Source organism: Actinospineispora acaciae DSM 45401, from assembly GCF_000620785.1.
Classification (GTDB): Bacteria; Actinomycetota; Actinomycetes; order Mycobacteriales; family Pseudonocardiaceae; genus Pseudonocardia; species Pseudonocardia acaciae.
In genome coordinates this window covers 1385453-1406025 of the sequence record NZ_JIAI01000001.1, presented here as the reverse complement: position 1 = coordinate 1406025, position 20573 = coordinate 1385453, and the positions used below count along the sequence as shown (strand labels likewise).

The window sequence follows — 20573 nt, the reverse complement described above, 5'->3', positions numbered from 1 at the left end:
ACGTTCCCGGTCGTCGACCAAGCGCTTGCTACGTTAGGGTGCGAGCGGCGCCTCCGGACAGGCGCGCGGGAAGGGTGGCGCCATGGCCGACAAGCGGATGACCGAGCGGGACGTGGTCGACCGGCTGCGGTCCGGGATGACCGTCGGGATCGGTGGCTGGGGCTCGCGGCGCAAGCCGATGTCGCTGGTCCGGGCCATCCTTCCGTCCGACATCACGGACCTGACGGTGGTGAGCTACGGCGGCCCCGACGTGGGGCTGCTGCTGGCCGCCGGCAAGGTCTCGCACCTGGTGTACGGGTTCGTCTCGCTGGACTCGATCCCGCTGGAGCCGCACTTCCGCGCGGCCCGCGAGCGCGGCGGGGTGCGGGTCACCGAGTACGACGAGGGCATGCTGCAGTGGGGGCTGTACGCGGCCGCGCTGCGGCTGCCGTTCCTGCCGACCCGGGCCGGGCTGGGCTCGGACGTGTTCCGCTCGGACCCGAGCCTGCGCACCGTCACCTCGCCGTACGGGGGCGAGGAGCTGGTCGCGATGCCGGCGCTGCGCCTGGACGTGGCGCTGGTGCACATGAACCGGGCGGACGCCTCGGGCAACGCCCAGTACCTCGGCCCCGACCCGTACTTCGACGACCTGTTCTGCCAGGCGGCGGAGCGCGCGTTCGTGTCCGCCGAACGGGTGGTGCCCACCGAGGAGCTGCTGGCCGGCGGCCCGCCGCAGAGCCTGCGCATCCAGCGCTGGCACACCCACGGCGTGGTGGAGGCGCCGCACGGGGCGCACTTCACCTCGTGCGAGCCGGACTACGGCCGCGACGAAGCCTTCCAGGCCCGGTACGCGCGGGCCGCCGCCGATCCAGCCGAATGGGAGGGGTTCGTGGCCGAGTACCTGTCCGGCACCGAGGCCGACTACCGGCGGGCCGTCGGGGTGGGCTCGTGAGCAGAACCAACAGGGCGAGCAGGGCCGAGGTGTGCGCGGTGGCCTGCGCGCGGGCCTGGCGCGGCGACGGGGAGATCCTGGCCAGCCCGATCACGCTGATCCCGACCATCGGCGCCCGGCTGGCCCGCGCCACCACCGACCCCGACCTGCTGCTCTCCGACGGCGAGGCGGCGCTGGCGGCCGGGGTGTGGGCGGTCGGGGAGCCGCCGCCCGCGCTGGAGGGCTGGATGCCGTTCCGGTCGGTGTTCGACATCTGCTGGGCCGGGCGCCGGCACGTGATGATGGGTCCGAGCCAGCTCGACCGGCACGGCAACGCCAACATCTCCGCGATCGGCGACTTCGACAGGCCCACCCGGGCGCTGCTGGGGATGCGCGGCGCGCCGGGCAACACCGCCAACCACCCGACCAGCTACTGGGTGCGCCGGCACGGGCCGAGGGTGTTCGTCCCTCGGGTCGACGTGGTGTGCGGGATCGGCTACGACAAGGCCGGCGCCGGGAAGTTCCTGGACCTGCGCCGGGTGGTGACCAACCTCGCGGTGCTGGACTTCGGCGGGCCGGACCGGACCATGCGGCTGGTGTCCGTCCACCCCGGGGTTACGGTCGACGAGGTGGTCGCGGCCACCGGCTTCGAGCTGGACGTCCCCGGGGAGGTGCCGGAGTCCCCGCTGCCCACCGAGGACGAGCTGCGGCTGATCCGCGAGGTCATCGACCCGAAGGGGCTGCGGGACAAGGAGGTGCCCACCCCGTGAGCCGGGCCAACCCGCTGGACACCCGGGCCTGCCGGCTGTTCGGGGTCCGGTACCCGGTGGTGCAGACCGGGATGGGCTGGGTGTCCGGGCCCGAGCTGACCTCGGCCACCGCGAACGCGGGCGGGCTGGGCATCCTGGCCAGCGGCACGCTGTCGCTGCCGGAGATGGTCGCCGGGATCCGCGCCGTCCGCGGTCGTACGGACGCTCCGTTCGGGGTGAACCTGGTCGGCACCGCGCCGGACGTGGAGGACCGGGCGCGGGCGCTGGTGGACGAGGGCGTGCGGGTGGCCTCGTTCGCGCTGGCCCCGAAACAGCGGGTGTTCGCGCTGCTCAAAGACGCCGGCGTGGTCGTGGTCCCGTCGATCGGGGCGCGCCGGCACGCGGAGAAGATGGCGGGCTGGGGCGCGGACGCGGTGCTGGTGCAGGGCGGCGAGGGCGGCGGGCACACCGGCCCGGTCCCGACCTCGATCCTGCTGCCGCAGGTGGTCGACGCGGTGGACATCCCGGTGATCGCGGCGGGCGGGTTCTTCGACGGGCGCGGGCTGGTCGCCGCGCTGGCCTACGGCGCGGAGGGGATCGCGATGGGCACCCGGTTCCTGCTGACCAGGGACAGCACGGTGCCCGCGCACGTCAAGCAGGCCTACCTGGACGCCGACGTGACCGGGACCGTCGTCACGGATCTGATCGACGGGGTGCCGCAGCGGGTGTTGCGCACGCCGCTGGTGGAGACGCTCACCGCCGCCGGTCGGGTGGCCACGCTGCGCCGTTCGATCACAGGGGCGGTGGCGCTGCGGCGCGCGGTCGGGTCGTCCTGGCCGGACGTGATCCGGCAGGGGCTGGCGATGCGCCGGCAGCGCGGGCTGAGCTGGGGCCAGCTGCTGATGGCGGCGAACACCCCGATGATGATCCGCACCGGCATGGTGGACGGCCGGGTGGACATCGGCAGCCTGGCCAGCGGGCAGGTGGCCGGCCTGATCGACGAGCTGCCCAGCTGCGCCGAACTGATCGACCGCGTCATGGCCGACGCCCGCAAGACGCTGGACCGGCTGGAGGGGACGCCATGACCCCAGGTACCCCGCCGCCCGGCCACGGCCTGCTCACCGGCAAGTCCGTACTGATCACCGCCGCCGCCGGCACCGGCATCGGTTCGGCGGCCGCCCGGCGCTGCCTGCAGGAGGGCGCCCGGGTCGCGATCAGCGACCGGCACGAGCGGCGCCTCGCCGAGACCGCCGAGGCGCTGGCCGACGTGACCGGCGAGAAGCCGCTGGCGCTGGCCTGTGACGTCACCGACGAGGAGCAGGTCGGCGCCATGATCGCCGCCACCGTCGAGGAGTTCGGACAACTGGACGTGCTGGTGAACAACGCCGGCCTCGGCGGCACCGCGAGCGTGCTGGAGATGACCGACGAGCAGTGGTCGACGGTGCTGGACGTGACCCTGACCGGCACCTTCCGCTGCACCCGGGCGGCGCTGCGGCACATGGCTGAACGGCACTCCGGGGTAGTGATCAACAACGCCTCGGTGATCGGCTGGCGCGCCCAGCGCGGGCAGGCGCACTACGCGGCCGCAAAGGCCGGCGTGATGGCGCTGACCCGGTGCAGCGCGCTGGACGTGGCGCACCTGGGCATCCGGGTGAACGCGGTGTCGCCGAGCATCGCCGTACACCCGTTCCTGGCCAAGACCACCACGCCGGAGCTGCTCGACGAGCTGGCCGAACGGGAGGCGTTCGGACGGGCCGCCGAGCCCTGGGAGGTGGCCACCGTGATCGCCTTCCTGGCCAGCGACTACTCGAACTACATGACCGGCGAGGTGGTGTCGGTCTCCAGCCAGCACCCGTGAGGCGAAGGGAACCCGAGGTGAGCACTGGGATCACCACCGGCTCGGCGGCGGACGGCGTGGTCGAGGTCGTCATGGACGCCCCGCCGGTGAACGCGCTGACGGCGGCCGGCTGGCACGCGCTGGCCGACGCCCTGCGGAGGGCGGGGGAGGACCCCGACACCCGGGTTGTCGTGCTGCGCGCCGAGGGGCGCGGGTTCAACGCCGGGGTGGACATCAAGGAGCTGCAGGCCTGCCCCGACAACTCCGCGATCATCGGGGTGAACCGGGGCTGCGCCGCCGCGTTCGCCGCCGTCTACGACTGCCCGGTGCCGGTCATCGCGGCCGTGCACGGGTACTGCCTGGGCGGCGGGGTCGGGCTGGTCGGGAACGCGGACGTGATCGTGGCCAGCGAGGACGCCACGTTCGGGCTGCCGGAGGTGGACCGGGGCGCGCTGGGCGCGGCCACCCACCTGTCCCGGCTGGTGCCCCAGCACCTGATGCGCGCCATGGTCTACACCGCGAAGCCGGCCACGGCCGCGCAGCTGCACGCGTTCGGCTCGGTGCACAGCGTGGTGCCGGCCGGGCGGCTGCGGGAGGCCGCGCTGGAGCTGGCGCGCGAGATCGCGGCCAAGTCGCCGGTGATCATCCGGGCGGCCAAGGAGTCGCTGAACGGGATCGACCCGTGGGACGTCAAGCGCAGCTACCGCTACGAGCAGGGGTTCACCTTCGAGCTGAACCTGTCCGGGGTGGCCGACGAGGTCCGCGACGGCTTCGGGCGGTGACGGCCGGCATGGATCTGACCTGGAGCGCGGCGCAGGAGGAGTTCCGGGCGGCCGCGCGGGAGTGGCTGGAGGCGAACGTGCCGGCGGAGCCGCTGCCGTCCGGGGACACCCGGGAGGGCTTCGCCGCGCACCTGGAGTGGGAGCGGCGGCTCTACGACGCGCGCTGGTCGGTGGTGTCCTGGCCGGGTGAGTACGGCGGTCGGGACGCGTCACTGTGGGAGTGGTTGATCTTCGAGGAGGAGTACTACCGGGCGGGGGCGCCGCAGCGGGTGACCCAGAACGGCATCTTCCTGCTGGCCCCGACGCTGTTCGAGTTCGGCACGCGCGAGCAGAAGGATCGGCTGCTGCCCCGGATGGCGGGCGCCCAGGACCTGTGGTGCCAGGGCTGGTCGGAACCGGGCGCGGGCAGCGACCTGGCCGGGATCACCAGCCGGGCGTCCCGGGTGCCGGGCGGGTGGCGGTTGAGCGGGCAGAAGACCTGGACCACCCGGGGCGCGTTCTGCACCCACCTGTTCGGGCTGTTCCGTTCCGACCCGGAGTCGGTGCGGCATCGCGGCCTGACGTACTTCCTGGTGCCGCTGGACGCGGACGGGGTGACGGTGCGCGGGTTCGGGCGGCTGGACGGCGACGAGGGCTTCGCCGAGGTGTTCTTCGACGACGTGTTCGTGCCGGACGACGCGGTGCTCGGCGAGGTCGGCCAGGGCTGGCGGGTGGCGATGGCCACCACCGGGTCGGAGCGCGGGCTGACGCTGCGCTCGCCGGGGCGGTTCCTGGCCACCGCGCGGCGGCTGCGCGAGCTGGCTCGTGAGCGCCGGGTCACCGGGGCGTTGCGGGACGACGTGGTGGAGGTGAGCATGCGGGCGGAGGCCTACCAGCTGTTCACCCTGGCGCAGGTCAGCTCGCTGGTCGCCGGGGCGAGCCCGGGGGCGGAGTCCAGCCTGAACAAGATCTACTGGTCGGAGCTGGACGTGCTGGCGCACCGCACCGCGCTGGCCCTGCGCGGACCGGAGGCGGGGCTGGACGAGGCGTGGAGCAGGGGGTTCCAGTTCGCGCTGGCCGGCCCGATCTACGCGGGCACCAACGAGATCCAGCGCACGATCGTGGCGGAGCGGGTGCTCGGCCTGCCTCGGGTGGGGAGGTAGGCCATGGACTTCCGGCCGTCGGCGCTGCAACAGGAGCTGGCCGAGGGGACCCGCGCGGTGCTGGAGAAGCGGTGCCCGGCCTCGGTGGTGCGCGCGGCCTGGGACAAGCCGGCCACCGGGCCGGACGAACTGTGGCGGGCGCTGGCCGGGCTCGGACTGCTGGTTCCGGCCGAGCTCGGGTTGACCATCACCGACCTGCTGCCCGCGGTGGCCGAGACCGGCCGGGCCGCGGTGCCCGCCCCGGTGGTGGAGACCGCGCTGGTGGCGGTGCCGCTGCTGGCCGGGCGGGACGAGCTGCTGGCCGCGGTGGTGGGCGGGGATGCGGTGGTCACGGCGGCGTCGGTGGGGGAGCCGCTGCCGTGGGCCGGCGTGGCCACCCACGCGGTACTGCTGGACCGGGCCGCCGGTACCGCCCGGTTGTACGAGCGGCCCGAGCTGGGCGCGGTCGCGGTGCCGACGGTGGATCGCGGCCGGCCCCTGTTTCGGGTCGCACCTTCCGGCGGGGTTCTGCTGGCGTCCGGCGCCCCGGTGGAAGGCGCCTGGCTGCGCGGCGCGCTCGGCGCGGCGGCCCAGCTGCTCGGGCTGGCCCACCGCCAGCTCGACATGACCGTGTCGTACGTGAGCGGCCGCGAGCAGTTCGGCGTGCCGGTGGGCAGCTTCCAGGCGGTGAAGCACCGGCTGGCCGACGCGCTGCTCGCGCTGCGGTTCGCCGAGCCGGCGGTGTGGCGGGCCGGGCTGTCCCTCGACGCCTGCGCCGACACGGCGGCCCGCGACGTGTCCATGGCCGTGTCCATGGCGAAGACGCTGGCCTCGGACGCGGCGGACCTCGTCTCGCGCACGGCCATCCAGTGCCATGGCGCGATCGGCTACACCGACGAGTACGACCTGCACCTGTACGCGAAGCGGACCTGGGCGCTGGCCGCGTCCTGGGGCACCGCCGCCGAGCACCGCGCCCGCTACGGCGACGCGCTCGGGCTGCCGAGGTAGGAAGGAACCCCGAATGACCAGCAACGACGCTCCGGTCCGCTACGAGACACAGGGCAACGTCGCGATCGTCACGATGAACCGCCCGCAGTACCGAAACGCCCAGAACTCGGCGATGACCTACGCGCTGGACGACGCGTTCTACCGGGCCGCCGACGACGACGAGGTCGCCGTGCTGGTCCTGCGCGGGGAGGGCAAGCACTTCAGCGCCGGGCACGACATCGGCAGCCCGGGCCGCGACATCGACACCTCGTTCCCGCGCCGCGCCGGGCTGTGGTGGGACCACGTGGGCCGCCCCGGCGCGGAGAGCCGCTACGCCCGCGAGTCCGAGGTGTACCTGGGCATGTGCCGGCGCTGGCGCGAGCTGCCCAAGCCGATGATCGCGCAGGTGCAGGGCGCGTGCATCGCCGGCGGGCTGATGCTGGCCTGGGTGTGCGACTTCATCGTGGCCGCCGAGGACGCGTTCTTCGCCGACCCGGTGGTGCGGATGGGCATCCCCGGCGTGGAGTACTTCGCGCACCCGTGGGTGATGGGACCCCGGCAGGCCAAGGAGTTCCTGTACCTGGGCGAGCGGGTGGACGCCCAGCGCGCCCTGTCCTGGGGGATGGTCAACCGGGTGGTGCCGGCCGAGGACCTGGCCGAACACACCCTCTCGATGGCGCAGCGGATCGCCGCGATGCCCCGGATGGGCCTGGCCCTGACCAAGAAGGCGATCAACCAGGCCGAGGACCTGATGGGCATGACCGCCGGGATGGACTCGGTGTTCGGGCTGCACCACCTGGCGCACGCGCACAACGCCGAGGTCGGCTCCGACTCGCTGGCCGGCCAGGACGCGCGCAGCATGCGCGAGGCCCGCCGCGCCGCTGAGGAGCCTGGCCGATGAGTGACCGGACCGTGATCGTCACCGGCGCCGGGCAGGGGCTGGGGCGGGCGCACGCCGCGGCGTTCGGCGCGGAGGGGTTCCAGGTGGTGGTCAACGACGTCGGCCCGGCCGCCGCCGGGCGGGTGGCCGACGAGATCGTCGCCGCCGGCGGCACCGCGGTGGCCAGCGTCGGCGACGTGGCCGACTGGGACTACGCCGAGTCCTTGGTGCGCACGGCCGTGGACCGGTTCGGCGGGCTAGACGCGCTGGTCAACAACGCCGGCCTGGTCCGCGACCGGATGCTGGTCGGGATGAGCGAGGCGGAGTGGGACGAGGTGCTCCGCGTCGACCTCAAGGGCCACTTCTGCCCGCTGCGGCATGCGGCCGCGTACTGGCGTTCACAGGCCAAGGCCGGCACCCCGGTCGCCGCCCGGGTGGTCAACACCAGCTCCGGGGCCGGGCTGATGGGCAGCGTCGGGCAGGGCAACTACGCGGCGGCCAAGGCGGGCGTGGTCGGCCTGACCGTCACCGCCGCCGCCGAACTGGGCCGCTACGGCGTCACCGTGAACGCGATAGCGCCGGCCGCGCGCACCCCGATGACCGAGGCGCTGTTCGCCGAGATGATGTCCACCCAGGGCGCGGAGTTCGACGCGATGGCCCCGGAGAACGTCTCACCGCTGGTGGTGTGGCTGGCCTCGGCGGAGGCCGGCGAGGTGACCGGGCGGGTGTTCGAGGTGGAGGGCGGCCGGATCGGGCTGGCCGACGGCTGGCGCTACGGCCACCGCCGGGAGGCCGCCCGCCGCTACACCGTGCCCGAGGCCGGCAAGGCGGCACTGGACCTGCTCGCCACCGCGCCCGCGCCGACCCCGGTGTACGGGGCCTGACGTGGACCTGAGGTTCGGCGAGGCGGACGAGGAGTTCCGGGCCGAGGTCCGGGGCTGGCTGGACGCCAACCTGCGCGGCGAGTTCGCCGAGCTGGTCGGGACCGGTGGGCCGGGGCGCGAGCACGAGCACATCGAGGGCCGGATCGCCTGGGAACGCCGGCTCGGCGAGGGCGGCTGGATCGGGCTGGGCTGGCCGGAGCGCGACGGCGGCCGGGCGCTGTCCTGGGAACGTCAGGTGATCTTCCACGAGGAGTACGCGCGGGCCGGTGCCCCCGGGCGGGTCGGGCACATCGGCGAGCAACTGCTCGGGCCGACGCTGCTCATGTTCGGTACCGACGAGCAGCGGGCCCGGTTCCTGCCCGGCATCCTCTCCGGGACCGAGCTGTGGTGCCAGGGCTACTCCGAGCCCGGCGCCGGCTCCGACCTGGCCGCGGTGCGCACTCGCGCGGTGTCGCGGGACGGCCAGTGGCACATCGACGGCCAGAAGGTGTGGACCTCGCTGGCCCAGCACGCGGACTGGTGCTTCGTGCTGGCCCGCACCGACCCGGACCAGCAGCGCCACCGGGGCCTGTCCTACCTGCTGGTGCCGATGAACCAGCCGGGCGTCCAGGTCCGGCCGATCGTCCAGCTCACCGGCACCGCCGAGTTCAACGAGGTGTTCTTCGACGACGCGCGGGCGGCCGCCTCGGACGTGGTCGGCGAGCCGGGCGAGGGCTGGAAGGTCGCCATGGGCACGCTCGCGGTGGAGCGCGGGGTGTCCACGTTCGGCCAGCAGATGGGATTCGCCAGGGAGCTGGACACGGTGGTGGCCTCGGCCAGGGAGTCCGGCGCGCTGGCCGACCCGGAGATCGCCGAGCGGCTGCTGGACTCCTGGATCGAGCTGCGGGTGCTGCGCTACACGGCGGTGATGACGCTGGGCGTGCCGGCCGGCACCACCCCGGGCACGGAGGCCAACGTGGCCAAGCTGATGTGGGCGCCCTGGCACCAGCGCCTCGGCGAGCTGGCCGTGGACGTGCTCGGCGCGGACGCCACCGTCACGCCCGGAGCCGACGATCTCACCGACGCCCAGGTGCTGTACCTGTTCACCAGGGCGGACACCATCTACGGCGGCTCGAACGAGGTGCAGCGCAACGTGATCGCCCAGCGGATGCTCGGCCTGCCCAGGGAGCGTGGCCGGTGGACGTGACGCTCAGCGCCGAGCAGCGCGACCTGCGAACCGTGCTGCGCGCCGCGCTCGACCGCCAGGACCCCGAGCCGTGGAAGCTGCTGTCCGGCGACCTCGGGCTGACCGGCCTGACCGTCCCGGAGCGCTACGGCGGTGCCGGCGGCTCGTTCGTCGACCTCGCGGTGGTGCTGGCCGAGCTGGGCCGTTCCCTGTGCCCGGTGCCGTACCTGCAGACCGCGGTCGCCGCCACCGTGCTCGCCGACGCGGGCGGGCTGGCCGCGGACGTCCTGCCGGCGCTCGCCGAGGGCACCCTGGTCGCCGGCGTGGCCGTCCCCGATTCCGCGCCAACGGCCGTGCCCGGAGAAGCCGGCCTCCGCCTCACCGGCACGCTCACCCACGTGGTGGACGGCCCGGCCCTCGACCTCCTGCTCACCCCCGCCGACCTGGACGGCACCCCCGTGCTCGCCGCGGTCCGGCTACTGCCCGGCGCCGGCGTCACGGTGCGCCCGGAGCAGACCCTGGACCGCACCCGCCCGCAGGCCACCATCCGCCTGGACGCCGCCCCCGCCGTACGGCTCGACGGCGACCCGGCCCGCGCCGAGGACCTGCTGCTCGCCGCCGTCGCGGTGGAGAGCGCCGGCGCGGCCCGGCACTGCCTGGACACCACAGTGGACTACCTGCGCACCCGCGAGCAGTTCGGCCGGCCCATCGGCGGTTTCCAGGCGCTGCAACACCGCTGCGCCGACCTCGCCGTCGCGGTCGAGTCGGCGTGGTCCACCGCCTGGTACGCGGCCTGGGCCGCCGACGCCGACACGTCCGAGTTGCGCACCGCCGCCCCACTGTCCAAACTGTACTGCGCCAAGGTGTTTCGTCTGGTCACGGGGGAGATGATCCAGATGCACGGTGGCATCGGCTTCACCTGGGAGCATCCGGCGCACCGCTACTTCAAGCGCGCCACCGCGACCGAGCTGCTGTTCGGCGGCCGGCGCCGGCTGCGCGAGCGGCTGGCCGCACAGGCTGGGCTACGACCGTGACCGGCGCGGGGAATACCGACCCCCGCCCCGGCGCTGCACGCGGCGTGATCGCCGCCCTGAAGCGAACCCCGTTCAGCGTGCAGGTCCTGATAGCCCTCGTCCTCGGTGTGGCGCTGGGGATGGTCGCCCGGTCGATGGGGCAGGGCAACTGGCTGACCGCCACCCTGACCACCGTCGGCTCGACGTTCGTCCAGCTGCTCAAGGTCGCGGTGGTCCCGCTGGTGTTCACCGCGATCGTGGTGAGCATCGCGAACCTGCGCCAGGTCACCAACGCCGCCCGGCTGGCCGGCCGCACCCTGCTCTGGTTCGCCATCACCTCGCTGATCGCGGTGAGCATCGGCATCGGGCTGGGGCTGCTCAGCAACCCGGGCATGGGCGTGGTGCTCGACCGCAACGCCGCCCGCCCGCCCAGCTCCTCCGGCTCGTGGACCGACTTCCTGTCCAGCCTGGTCCCGTCGAACATCCTGGGCCTGACCACCGGATCGGACGGCCTGTCGTTCAACGTGCTGCAGATCGTCGTGCTGGCGATCGTGATCGGCGTGGCCGCGCTGAAGGTCGGCGACCGGGCCGAGCCGTTCCTGGCGTTCAACCGCTCCGCCCTCGCCGTGGTGCTCAAGGTGCTGTGGTGGATCATCCGGCTGGCCCCGATCGGCACCGTCGGCCTGCTGGGCAAGGCCGTGGCCAGCTACGGATGGCAACTGCTCGCCCCGCTGGCCACCTTCGTCGTCGCGGTGTACGTCGGCTGCGCGATCGTGCTGTTCGTGGTCTACCCGCTGCTGGCCCGGGCGCACGGCCTGTCCCCGTGGAAGTTCTTCACCGGCGCCTGGCCGGCCATCGAGCTGGGCTTCGTGTCCCGCTCCTCGGTCGGCACCCTGCCGCTGACCCAGCGGGTCACCGAGCGCAACCTCGGGGTGCCCCGCGAGTACGCCTCGTTCGCGGTGCCGATCGGCGCCACCACCAAGATGGACGGCTGCGCGGCCATCTACCCGGCGCTGGCCGCGATCTTCGTCGCCCAGGTGTTCGGCGTGCCCCTCGGCGTGACCGACTACCTGCTGATCGTGTTCGTCTCGGTGGTCGGCTCCGCGGCCACCGCCGGGCTGACCGGCGCCGTCGTGATGCTCACCCTCACCCTGTCCACCCTCGGCCTGCCGCTGGCCGGGGTGGGCCTGCTGCTGGCCATCGACCCGATCCTGGACATGATGCGCACCGCCACCAACGTGGCCGGCCAGGCCCTGGTCCCCACCATCGTGGCCAAGCGCGAAGGCATCCTCGACCTGGACCGCTACCGCGCCCCGCGCGGCACCGACCCGCTAGCCGACGACGACACCACCGCGACCCTCCGCCCCGCCGAGGCAGCCTGACCACAAAGCTGTTTCCCTTGGCTCGGGCATCCGTCGAAGCTGCGCGCCAACACTCGACGCGCGCAGCTCATGCTGCTCGACAACTTGCCCTACATCGGCCGTCGCGCGGTAACCGCCCGCTGGGATGACCTCACAGTCATCGGGAGCACATGAGCTCGACTGCAAGACCGCCACTTGTCGGCCTTTCAGCTCTTTTTACTTAAGGCCTCGATACGCTTGAACGCTTCTTTGATGCTGGGATCGTTCCGCGCGGCCTTGATCGCTCGGGTGAGGTTGGGCCGATCGGTGTGCAGCGATCGAGCAAGCTCTGAGACGGTGAGCCGACCGTCGTCGTTGCTCCGCTCGAACATCCTCTCTTGACCCGCCAAGGCGAACCGCAGGGAGTGGCGGGCTTGGTTGAGCTGAATCTCGGCTGCGTCGCGCAGCAGCCATGCCTGGACGATGTTGCGAACCATTGGACCGGCCGCCCCTGTATCCGGCCGGTCGATCCCGATGACCTCGTCGGTACCGCCGAACTCCTTCGCCAGGTCGTTCACCCACTCGGCGTATTTTGCGCAGGCATCCAGGACGCTGTACGTGTGTTCGGTGTCGATTTCTCCGTCACGCAGAGTGCGTATGATCGTCGACTCCTTCGGGCCGACCTCCTCGGGGATGAACGCAACTATCCGGTCACGCCATCCAGTGAAGCGATACGCACCGCCGTTACGAATGCTCTGCGCCAGGAACAAGCGACCAATGTCGTCGCGTACCTCCCTCTCGTCGTTGGTGTTTGCCCGATAGATGCGGGGTGTGCCGGTGGGCTCCCACGACAGGTCATCCGCGACGGCGACGTCGCCTTCATAGAGCACATACTCGCCTGTCGGCTGTGCCCAACCCACGACCCGACCCTTTTCGGAGATGTACCCATCGACGAGGTTCGCCCCCTCCTCGTCGGCAAGGGCTGCTGCCTCCTTGAGGTCAGTAACCAGCGTGGCGTGACGAGGCGAAAGTGTGTCGAGATAGTCAGACTGTGTCATGGGTAAACACTACGCGGTCCCCGTGTCATGGGAACACATGTGTCTACATGACACGGATGGCCAGCCGGCACGCGGCCCGATATGACCGCCCCTTCTGATCTAGCCACGCGACCCGTCCACGATCACATCACCGTTGGGTTGCGCGCAGCGGTGGCGGGCGCGGGCGAGGGCGACGACGGCCAGGCAGAGCACGGCGACGGCGCAGGCGAACCACCTGACCGCGCCGAGCAGGCCGAGCACGGTGGCCAGGAATCCGACGCCGATGACCGGCACGCCCACCCCGAGGTAGACGATCACGAAGAAGCTGGACACCACGTCGGCGTGCCGGGCGGCGGGCGCGGCCTGGTTGATCGCGGTGAGGCCGCCGAGGAACACCAGCCCCTGGCCGACGCCCGCGATCACGGCGGCCACCAGCAGTAACGTCAGCGACGAGAAGGTGCCGGCGAGGGCGAGCAGGCCCAGGCCGACGGCCAGCAGCGGCAGGCCGCGCAGCTCCAGCGTCCGCGCCGGCCTGCCGTACCCGGCGAGCTGGGCGAGCGCCGAGCAGGCCAGCATCAGCCCGACGGCGGCCCCGCCCAGCAGCAGGTTCGAGCTGCCCGACAGCGTGGCCACGTACGTCGGGACCAGCGTCAGGAACAGGCCGATCACGGCGAAAGCGAGGAAGCTGGCCGTGCCGCTGGTGGCGAACACGGCACGCATGGACGCGGGGATCCCGGGCCGGCGCGGCCGCCACCGAGTGGCCGACCGGGTCGCCGGCAGCATCAGGATCGTCGCCACCGCCGGCACCAGCAGGACGATCTCCAGCACGAACGGCAGCACGTGCGGCGCCGGAGCGTACTCGGCGAGCGCCCCGGCCAGCACCGGCCCGAGGCCCAGGCCGCCCATCGAGGCCATCGTGGACACCAGCGCGGCCTTGCGCCGGTCGCCGGCGGGTTCGAGCTCGCTCAGCGCGGCGGTCAGCGGCCCGGTCGCCGCACCGAGCGCGAGGCCCTGCAGGACGCGAGCGGCGAACAGCCACCCGGTGTCCTCGGCCAGGGCGAACCCCAGCGATCCCAACACCGCCAGCCCCAGCGCGGGCAGCAGCACCCGCCGCCGGCCGACGGCGTCCGACAGCGGGCCGGCCACCAGCAGCGACGGGACGAGCGCCGCCACGTACACCGCGAACACCAACGTGACCACCAGCGGTGAGAACCCGAAGCGCTGCTCGTAGCCCCGGTACAGCGGCGTCGGCAGGTTCGTGCCGGTGAGCAGGATCAACAGGGTGTACGCCGTGGCCCAGAACCGCCACCGCGCTCGGCGGGTGGCAAGCCGTTCGAGCTGCATCGATCTCCTCCACCACGGATATGTTCGATGTCGCCGAACATAGCAGATGTTCGTAAAGCACCGAACATGATTGGTTATGCTGGAGGAATGGCCAGCCGGACCGCCACCGAGCTCGTGCACCCCGACCGCACCCAGCTGCGGTTCACCGCCGTGATGGCCGCCCTGAGCGACCCCGTCCGGCTGGCCATCGTCGCCCGCCTCGCCGACGTCGAGCCCGACGGCGCACTGGCCTGCACCACGTTCGCGCTACCGGTCAGCAAGTCCACCCAGAGCGGGCACTTCAAGGCGCTCCGCGAGGCCGGCGTGATCCACCAGCGCGACGAGGGCACCCGGCGGCTGAACCGGCTGCGCCGCGACGATCTCGACGCCCGCTTCCCCGGCCTGCTGGACCTCGCCATCCCACAGGGGCGCGAGGTGATCGCGAGCTGGTGACTCAGGTGTCCATGATGGCCTTGCGCTGCGCGCCGTCGATCGGCACGTGCGCGCCGTTGATGTAGCTCGCCCTCGGTGAGGCCAGGAACGCGACCAGGTCCGCGACCTCCTCGGCGGTGCAGATCCGGCCCAGCGGCAGCGACTTCAGGGTCAGCTCGTGCGCCTGCTCCTGGCTGATCTTCTTGTCACGAGCGAACGCCTTCTCCAGCCCGTCCCAGCGGTCGGTGGCGACCGGGCCGGGGTTGACGGTGTTGCAGCGGATGCCCAGCCGGCCGTACTGCTCGGCCACCGAGGAGGCGAAGTTGTGGTCGGCGGCGTTCGCGGCGCCGGCGGTCATCTCCCAGTAGGACGGCTTGAGCCCGTCGTTGCCGACCACCAGCACGATCGAACCGCTGCCGCGCTCGCGCATGTGCGGCACCACCGCCTGCACGGTGCGCACGTAACCGAGGAACTTCAGCGCCATGCTGCCGTCCCACTGCTCGTCGGTCAGCTCTTCGAGCAGCCCGCCGGGGGAGGAGCCCGCGCAGGTGACCAGCACGTCGATGTGCCCGAGCGCGGCGATCGCCTGCTCCACCGAGCGGCGCACCTGCTTCGGGTCGCTCATGTCGGCGGCCACGCCGGTCACCTTGCGGCCGGTGCGCTCGGCGATCTGGGCGGCGGTGGCCACGATGTCGGCCTCGGTGCGGGCCACCAGCACCAGGTCGCAGCCTTCGTCGGCGAGCAGCTCGGCGCAGGCGCGGCCGATGCCCTTGCTCGCGCCGGTGATCAGCGCCGTGCGGCCGGAGAGGTGCAGGTCCATCGAGTTGCTCCTTCAGGTTGTCGCGCCGGTGGTGGACGTGCTCAGCGAGCGGGGGTCGCGGCGGTCCCAACGGCCCGCGTCGACCCTGGCCAGGAAGTCCTCGACCAGGCTGTTGAACAGGGTGGGTTCCTCGAGGTTGGTCAGGTGGCCGGAGCGGGGGAGCACGGCGAGGCCGGCGCGGGGGATGGTGCGCTTGAGCATCAGGTCGGTCTCCAGCACGCCCTCGTCCTCGTCGCCCGCGACCACCAGCACCGGCAGGTCCAGGGCGGCCAGCTCGGCCCGCAGGTCGTACAGCGAGGGCCGGGCGGCCTGCACGTTGCGCATGGTCAGCGCGGCGCCGGTGGCGTCGTGCTCGGCCAGCACCCGCACGTGCTCGGCGTGCCCGCGCGGGTCCTTGGCCTCGAACTGCACCCGCGCCGGCCCCAGCCCGTACCAGTCGGCGACCGCCGCCGAGCCGTCGGACTCGAACGCGGCGGCGATCTTCTCCGACTCGGCCCGGAACCGCGCGGTGGTGTCCGGGTGGGCGCCGTACCCGCAGCCGGCGACAACCAGCGACCGTGCCCTGCCGGGGTGGCGCAGGCCCAGGTGCAGCGTGGCGAACCCGCCCATCGAGTTGCCGACCACGTGCGCCGGCCCGCCGCCGAGCGCGTCGATCACGGCGGCCACGTCGTCGGCGGCGCGGTGCTGGCCGTAGCGGGCCGGGTCGTCGGGCACGTCCGAGGGCGGGAAGCCACGGGCGGCGAACGCGACGCAGCGGTAGCGCCGCGCGAAGTGCCGAAGCTGCGGTTCCCAGGAGCGGTGGTCACCGCCGAACTCGTGCACGAACACCAGCGGGGTGCCGGCGCCGGCCTCCTCGTAGTACAGCCGGACGCCGTCATCGGTGACGGTGGTGGGCACGGGCTAGACCTCCAGTTTCGACTCGACGGCTCCGGTGAACCCGGCGTTGCCGGCGCGCTCGGCGGCCAGCCGGGACGCCAGGCGCTCGCCGTGGACCACCGCCGACTTCGCACGAGCCACCGCGTCGCGGTCCAGCGCGGCGACGCCGGCGGCCAGCTCGGTCGCGGCGGCCAGCGGGTCCGCCACCACGTGCTCCAGCAGGCCCAGCTCGCGCGCCCGCTCGGCGGTCAGCATCCGCCCGGACAACGCCAGCTCCATCGCCGCGCCCCGGCCCACCGTCGACGGCAACGCCCACAGCCCCACCGCGAGGCCGTGGCCGGGCCCGGCGAACCGGAACCCGGCGCGCGCCGAACCGAACCGCACGTCACAGGCCAGCGCGAGCTGCGCGCCGCCGCCGACCGCGGGCCCGTCCACCGCCGCGACCAGCGGCACCGGCAGGCCGATCATGGCCTGGTACAGCGCGTAGAGCCGGTCGGACACCTCGGCCCGCTCGTCGTCGCCGACCCGCAGGTCCGCGCCCGAGCAGAACATCCCTGGCCGAGCCGATCCCAGCACGACCGCGCGCACCGCCGGGTCGGAGCCGGCGGCCTCGACCGAGGCGTGCAGCCCGGCCACGGTGGCGGCGTCCAGCGCGTTGCGCCGCTCCGGCCGGTCCAACAGCACGGTCAGCACGCCGTCAACGACGTTCATCCGGCGGCCCCGACGGCGTGCTCGTCCTCGTCCAGCTCGACGCCCCGCGTCTCCGGCCCGGCCACCCCGAGCCACACCATCGACGCCAGCACCACGGCCCCCACCACGACGAACGTCCAGGTGAGCCCGAGCACCGGCCACAGCACCGCGCCGAACAGCACCGGCACCAGGGCGCAGGCCGTGCGGCTGGCCGTGTTCGCCCAGCCGAAGCCGCTGCCGCGCAGCCGGGTCGGGTACAGCTCCGGGATGTAGCAGTACACCGCCGGGATGGTCACCTCGATGACCAGGCCGAAGACCAGGATCCAGAACAGCCGCGCGCCGGAGATGTCCAGCATCGCGGCGAACGCGACGATCGACGCGACGGACACCACCGCGCTGGCGATGATCGTCCACTTCCGCCCGATCACATCGACCAGCCACGCCGAGGCCAGCACGCCGATCAGCCCGATCGCGGTGAAGCCGGAGGAGACCGCGAACGCCGCCGTGTCGCCGAGGCCCTGGCGGCGCAGGATGGTCGGCAGCCACACCAGCGCGCCGTAGTAGAGCACCAGCACGGTGATCGCGATTCCCCAGGCGGCCGACGTGGCCCGCCAGTTGTACGCCCACACGTCGCGGAACTTCGTGACCAGCACCCTGGCCGTCTCGCGGTGGGTGGGCGGCGGGCGGGTGACGTCCCAGGCCGGCACGGTGGCGCCGGTGCGGTCGACCAGGTCCTGGATGACCGCGCGGGCCTCGTCGTTGCGGCCCCGGCTGGCCAGGAACAGCGGCGATTCCGGCACCGAACGCCGCACCCAGAACGTGAGCAGCGCGGGCGCCACCATGACCAGCAGCATCGCCCGCCAGCTCTGCAGCGGCGCCAGCGCGATCGCGGTGAGCCCGCAGGCGGTGGCACCGATCGGCCACCACAGGTCCAGCGCGGTCAGCACCCGGCCGCGCACCCGGCGCGGGCAGAACTCGGCGACCATCGCGTAGTCCACCGGCACGCACCCGCCCAGGCCGATTCCCGCCACGAACCGGGTCGCTAGCAGGAACCAGAAGTTCGGCGAGGCCGCCCCGAGCATTGTGACCAGCCCGAACACCAGCAACGTCACGCTGAACGCGCGCTTGCGGCCGAGCACGTCCGCGACCGTTCCCCAGCAGAAGGCGCCGACCGCCATGCCGGCCAGGCTGGCCGCCGCGAACAGCCCCTGCTGGCCGCCGGACAGGCCGAACTCCTTGGTCAGCAGCGGGAGCATGACGCCGGTCAGCGCCACGTCCCAGGCATCGAACGCGTAGCCGATACCGCCGATCACGAAGATCTTTCCCTGCACCGTCCACCGCCAGGGCAGCTCCTGGACGATCTGGTCGCCACGCAGCATGGCGTCACCTCCGGGTCCCGGTGATGAGGTTGGCATTTGGTATATGAAATGGCAAGCTCGGATCGATGGACGACCTGGCGGCGTGGGCCCGGCACCTGGCGGCGAGCGCGCTGGCCGAAGAGGAAGCCGGGCCGGCCCCGTTCGAATGGCGTGCCGGGCCGCGCCTGCTGCCGGGCCCCGACTCGACGGCCGGACAGGAAACCGGGCTGCTGCGCTGGCTGGCGTCGGGGGACCTGCCCACCGCGTTCGCGGCCGCCGCCGAGGACGCGCCGGCGTTGTTCCTCGACGGCGCCTGGCTGAGCCACGGCGAGCTGCGGCGGCGGGCGGCCGGGGTGCACGCGGCGCTGGCCGGGCTGGGCGTGGTGTCGGGGGAGCGGGTGGTGCTCTGCGGCGACACGTCGGCGGGGCTGGTCGCCGGCTACCTCGGGCTGTTGCGGGCCGGCGCGATCGTGGTGCTGGCCAACCCCGCGTACACGACCGCCGAGCTGGCCCACCTGGTCCGCGACAGCGGTGCCCGCCGTGCGCTGGCCGACCCCGAACCGGCCGCGCGGCTCGCCGAGCTGGTCGACGACGTGCTGCCGCTGGACGCTTCACCCGAACCGACGGCGCTCGATCCGGCGGAGCCGGGGCCGGACGCGGTCGCCATGATCGCTTATACGTCCGGGACCACCGGCGAGCCCAAGGGCGTGGTGCTCACCCACGCCAACCTGCTGTCCTCGATCCGGGCGGCGATGCTCGCCTGGGCGTGGCGGGCCGACGACGTGCTGGTGCACGCGCTGCCGCTGAGCCACCAGCACGGCCTGGGCGGGGTGCACGCCACGCTGCTCGCCGGCTCCCGCGCGGTGGTGCTGCGCCGGTTCGACCCCGCGGAGCTGGCCGCGGCCGCCGAGGAGCACCGGGCCACCGTGCTGTTCGCGGTGCCCGCCATGTACCAGCGGATCTGCGCCGACGCGGCGGTCTCGGCCCGGCTGCGCGGGACCCTGCGGCTGGCGGTGTGCGGCTCGGCGCCGCTTCCCCCGGAGCTGGGCGCGCGGGTCACCGAGGCGCTCGGTCGCGCGCCGCTGGAGCGCTACGGCAGCACCGAGGCCGGGCTGGACGTGTCGCTGCCGCTGCGCGGGCCCGGCGCGGTGGGCACCGTCGGGCTGCCGCTGCCCGGGGTGCGGATGCGGCTGGGGGAGCGCGGCGAGGTGCTGCTGCGCGGGCCGCAGGTGTTCGGCGGCTACTGGAACAACCCGGCGGCCACCGCCGAGGCGTTCGACGAGGACGGCTGGTTCCGCACCGGCGACCAGGGCGAGCGCGAGCCCGACACCGGCTACCTGCGGCTGACCGGCCGCCTCAAGGAGCTGATCATCACCGGCGGCATGAACGTGGCCCCGCGCGAGGTGGAGCTCGCCCTCGAGGACCACCCCTCGGTGGCCGAGGTGGCGGTGGCCGGCGTCGCCTCCGCGCGCTGGGGCGAGGAGGTCACCGCGTGGGTGGTGCCGGCCCCGGGCACCGCGCCCACCGAGCGCGAGCTGATCGAACACGCCGAGCGCCGGCTGGCCCGCTACAAGCTGCCCAAGCGGGTGTACCTGGTCGGGGCGCTGCCGAGGACCGGGATGGGCAAGCTGCGCCGGGGCGACCTGCGCCCTCCCGAACACCGATCGATATCTGGTACATGATGTAACTTCGGTGCCAAGCCGCTCTGCCGACGGGGGTCGTGATGAAGCTGTACACGAGCAAGACCGACCTCGTGGCGGCCATGTTGCGCGAGATGATCGTCGCCGGCCAGCTCGCCCCCGGGATGCCGCTGCGGCAGCGCGACCTGGCCGCCCAGTTCGACGTCAGCCCGACCCCCATCCGCGAGGCCCTGCGCCGGCTGGAGTCCGAAGGCCTGGTCGTCGGCGACCCGCACCGAGGCGTCACGGTGGCCAACCCCGACGAGGGCGCCGCCGCCGACAACTACCGCATCCGTGCCGCGCTCGAACCGCTCGCCGCCGAGATGGCCACCGAACGCATCGACGAGGACGCCCTGTCCGAGCTTGAACAAATCAACCAGGAGATCCTCGAACTCCCCGAGGGCGAACCCACCTACCGGGAGCACAACGCGCGCTTCCACTTCGCGATCTACCAGGCCAGCGGCTCCCCCGTACTCGTCTCCCTGATCCGCATGCTCTGGCAGTCGCTGCCCCAGCGCCCGGCCCCCGCCCGCAGCCTGGCCGAGTCCGCCCGCCAGCACGCCGAGATCCTGGCCGCCATCCGCCGCCGCGACGCCGCCCGCGCCGCCGAACTGACCCGCGACCACATCCGCTCCGCCCTCCCCACAAACGCGCAGGTCAAAACCCGTGAGTGGCTAGGGGCGTCATAGC

The 20573-nt window shown here is 73.1% G+C and carries 21 protein-coding genes; 15 read left to right on the top strand and 6 right to left on the bottom strand.

The window, feature by feature from the left end; all coding sequences use genetic code 11:
- Positions 1 to 82: 82 nt before the first annotated feature.
- From N912_RS0106770 to N912_RS0106715, 12 genes are read left to right on the top strand one after another with little or no spacing between them, the layout of a single operon-like run.
- Complete coding sequence (locus N912_RS0106770) at positions 83 to 931, top strand: CoA transferase subunit A (RefSeq protein ID WP_028921851.1); 849 nt, start codon at positions 83 to 85, stop codon at positions 929 to 931.
- On the top strand, positions 928 to 1680 hold the full coding sequence (locus N912_RS0106765) for a CoA-transferase subunit beta (RefSeq protein ID WP_028921850.1): 753 nt from the start codon (positions 928 to 930) through the stop codon (positions 1678 to 1680). Before N912_RS0106770 ends, N912_RS0106765 begins: the two co-directional genes overlap by 4 nt.
- Before the next feature lie 14 nt (positions 1681 to 1694).
- Positions 1695 to 2744, top strand: coding sequence for an NAD(P)H-dependent flavin oxidoreductase (locus tag N912_RS0106760; protein WP_028921849.1), 1050 nt, complete (start codon positions 1695 to 1697; stop codon positions 2742 to 2744).
- Complete coding sequence (locus tag N912_RS0106755; RefSeq protein WP_028921848.1) at positions 2741 to 3517, top strand: SDR family oxidoreductase; 777 nt, start codon at positions 2741 to 2743, stop codon at positions 3515 to 3517. Before N912_RS0106760 ends, N912_RS0106755 begins: the two co-directional genes overlap by 4 nt.
- A gap of 17 nt (positions 3518 to 3534) precedes the next feature.
- The gene (locus N912_RS0106750) at positions 3535 to 4278 is read left to right on the top strand and encodes an enoyl-CoA hydratase family protein (RefSeq protein WP_211261138.1); all 744 of its coding nucleotides are present in this window, start codon (positions 3535 to 3537) and stop codon (positions 4276 to 4278) included.
- An 8-nt stretch (positions 4279 to 4286) separates the two neighbouring features.
- On the top strand, positions 4287 to 5420 hold the full coding sequence (locus N912_RS0106745) for an acyl-CoA dehydrogenase family protein (RefSeq protein ID WP_028921846.1): 1134 nt from the start codon (positions 4287 to 4289) through the stop codon (positions 5418 to 5420).
- A gap of 3 nt (positions 5421 to 5423) precedes the next feature.
- Positions 5424 to 6407 carry an acyl-CoA dehydrogenase family protein gene (locus N912_RS49945; RefSeq protein ID WP_084210625.1) on the top strand — a complete coding sequence of 328 codons (984 nt, stop codon included), beginning with the start codon at positions 5424 to 5426 and terminating at the stop codon, positions 6405 to 6407.
- Between the two features lie 13 nt (positions 6408 to 6420).
- Entirely contained in the window at positions 6421 to 7287 is an 867-nt protein-coding gene (locus N912_RS49940; RefSeq protein WP_037062903.1) for an enoyl-CoA hydratase, read from the top strand.
- The gene (locus N912_RS0106730) at positions 7284 to 8150 is read left to right on the top strand and encodes an SDR family oxidoreductase (RefSeq protein ID WP_028921845.1); all 867 of its coding nucleotides are present in this window, start codon (positions 7284 to 7286) and stop codon (positions 8148 to 8150) included. The genes N912_RS49940 and N912_RS0106730 overlap by 4 nt, the downstream gene beginning before the upstream one ends.
- A 1-nt stretch (position 8151) precedes the next feature.
- Positions 8152 to 9336 (top strand): acyl-CoA dehydrogenase family protein, encoded by a 1185-nt coding sequence (locus N912_RS0106725; protein WP_028921844.1) that lies wholly within the window; start codon positions 8152 to 8154, stop codon positions 9334 to 9336.
- On the top strand, positions 9327 to 10349 hold the full coding sequence (locus tag N912_RS0106720; RefSeq protein WP_028921843.1) for an acyl-CoA dehydrogenase family protein: 1023 nt from the start codon (positions 9327 to 9329) through the stop codon (positions 10347 to 10349). Before N912_RS0106725 ends, N912_RS0106720 begins: the two co-directional genes overlap by 10 nt.
- The gene (locus N912_RS0106715) at positions 10346 to 11710 is read left to right on the top strand and encodes a dicarboxylate/amino acid:cation symporter (RefSeq protein WP_245645192.1); all 1365 of its coding nucleotides are present in this window, start codon (positions 10346 to 10348) and stop codon (positions 11708 to 11710) included. The genes N912_RS0106720 and N912_RS0106715 overlap by 4 nt, the downstream gene beginning before the upstream one ends.
- A 185-nt stretch (positions 11711 to 11895) precedes the next feature.
- Here the strand turns inward: N912_RS0106715 and N912_RS0106710 are convergent, their stop codons facing one another.
- Positions 11896 to 12726, bottom strand: a complete 831-nt coding sequence (locus N912_RS0106710) for a helix-turn-helix domain-containing protein (protein WP_028921841.1) — start codon at positions 12724 to 12726, stop codon at positions 11896 to 11898.
- 99 nt (positions 12727 to 12825) lie between these two features.
- Complete coding sequence (locus N912_RS49935) at positions 12826 to 14049, bottom strand: MFS transporter (RefSeq protein ID WP_051579761.1); 1224 nt, start codon at positions 14047 to 14049, stop codon at positions 12826 to 12828.
- Positions 14050 to 14136: 87 nt separating this feature from the next.
- Between N912_RS49935 and N912_RS0106700 the strand changes: the two genes are divergently transcribed.
- Positions 14137 to 14481 (top strand): ArsR/SmtB family transcription factor, encoded by a 345-nt coding sequence (locus tag N912_RS0106700; RefSeq protein ID WP_037062901.1) that lies wholly within the window; start codon positions 14137 to 14139, stop codon positions 14479 to 14481.
- 1 nt (position 14482) lies between these two features.
- Here N912_RS0106700 and N912_RS0106695 read toward each other — a convergent pair whose 3' ends face one another.
- The 4 genes from N912_RS0106695 to N912_RS0106680 are packed head-to-tail and all read right to left on the bottom strand — an operon-like array spanning position 14483 to position 18225.
- The gene (locus tag N912_RS0106695) at positions 14483 to 15280 is read right to left on the bottom strand and encodes an SDR family oxidoreductase (RefSeq protein ID WP_028921839.1); all 798 of its coding nucleotides are present in this window, start codon (positions 15278 to 15280) and stop codon (positions 14483 to 14485) included.
- Positions 15281 to 15292: 12 nt separating this feature from the next.
- Complete coding sequence (locus tag N912_RS0106690; protein WP_028921838.1) at positions 15293 to 16177, bottom strand: alpha/beta fold hydrolase; 885 nt, start codon at positions 16175 to 16177, stop codon at positions 15293 to 15295.
- Positions 16178 to 16180: 3 nt separating this feature from the next.
- Complete coding sequence (locus tag N912_RS0106685) at positions 16181 to 16867, bottom strand: enoyl-CoA hydratase/isomerase family protein (RefSeq protein ID WP_037062899.1); 687 nt, start codon at positions 16865 to 16867, stop codon at positions 16181 to 16183.
- Positions 16864 to 18225: an MFS transporter gene (locus N912_RS0106680; RefSeq protein WP_028921836.1), complete on the bottom strand. Its 1362-nt coding sequence runs from the start codon at positions 18223 to 18225 to the stop codon at positions 16864 to 16866. Before N912_RS0106680 ends, N912_RS0106685 begins: the two co-directional genes overlap by 4 nt.
- Positions 18226 to 18290: 65 nt before the next feature.
- On the opposite strand from N912_RS0106680, the gene N912_RS49930 reads away from it, so the two are divergent.
- A complete protein-coding gene (locus N912_RS49930; RefSeq protein ID WP_084210624.1) occupies positions 18291 to 19886 on the top strand; it encodes a class I adenylate-forming enzyme family protein in 1596 nt (531 codons plus the stop codon).
- 41 nt (positions 19887 to 19927) lie between these two features.
- The gene (locus N912_RS49925; RefSeq protein WP_051579760.1) at positions 19928 to 20572 is read left to right on the top strand and encodes a GntR family transcriptional regulator; all 645 of its coding nucleotides are present in this window, start codon (positions 19928 to 19930) and stop codon (positions 20570 to 20572) included.
- Position 20573: the final 1 nt, after the last annotated feature.

Excerpts from the sequence above, each read along its gene's own strand:
- N912_RS49925 (WP_051579760.1), top strand. The coding sequence starts at position 19,928 with ATGAAGCTGTACACGAGCAAGACCGACCTCGTGGCGGCCATGTTGCGC.
- N912_RS0106770 (WP_028921851.1), top strand. The coding sequence starts at position 83 with ATGGCCGACAAGCGGATGACCGAGCGGGACGTGGTCGACCGGCTGCGG.
- N912_RS0106745 (WP_028921846.1), top strand. The coding sequence starts at position 4,287 with ATGGATCTGACCTGGAGCGCGGCGCAGGAGGAGTTCCGGGCGGCCGCG.
- N912_RS49930 (WP_084210624.1), top strand. The coding sequence starts at position 18,291 with ATGGACGACCTGGCGGCGTGGGCCCGGCACCTGGCGGCGAGCGCGCTG.
- N912_RS0106710 (WP_028921841.1), bottom strand. The coding sequence starts at position 12,726 with ATGACACAGTCTGACTATCTCGACACACTTTCGCCTCGTCACGCCACG.
- N912_RS0106695 (WP_028921839.1), bottom strand. The coding sequence starts at position 15,280 with ATGGACCTGCACCTCTCCGGCCGCACGGCGCTGATCACCGGCGCGAGC.
- N912_RS0106755 (WP_028921848.1), top strand. The coding sequence starts at position 2,741 with ATGACCCCAGGTACCCCGCCGCCCGGCCACGGCCTGCTCACCGGCAAG.
- N912_RS0106680 (WP_028921836.1), bottom strand. The coding sequence starts at position 18,225 with ATGCTGCGTGGCGACCAGATCGTCCAGGAGCTGCCCTGGCGGTGGACG.
- N912_RS0106730 (WP_028921845.1), top strand. The coding sequence starts at position 7,284 with ATGAGTGACCGGACCGTGATCGTCACCGGCGCCGGGCAGGGGCTGGGG.
- N912_RS0106700 (WP_037062901.1), top strand. The coding sequence starts at position 14,137 with ATGGCCAGCCGGACCGCCACCGAGCTCGTGCACCCCGACCGCACCCAG.
- N912_RS49940 (WP_037062903.1), top strand. The coding sequence starts at position 6,421 with ATGACCAGCAACGACGCTCCGGTCCGCTACGAGACACAGGGCAACGTC.
- N912_RS49945 (WP_084210625.1), top strand. The coding sequence starts at position 5,424 with ATGGACTTCCGGCCGTCGGCGCTGCAACAGGAGCTGGCCGAGGGGACC.
- N912_RS0106685 (WP_037062899.1), bottom strand. The coding sequence starts at position 16,867 with ATGAACGTCGTTGACGGCGTGCTGACCGTGCTGTTGGACCGGCCGGAG.
- N912_RS49935 (WP_051579761.1), bottom strand. The coding sequence starts at position 14,049 with ATGCAGCTCGAACGGCTTGCCACCCGCCGAGCGCGGTGGCGGTTCTGG.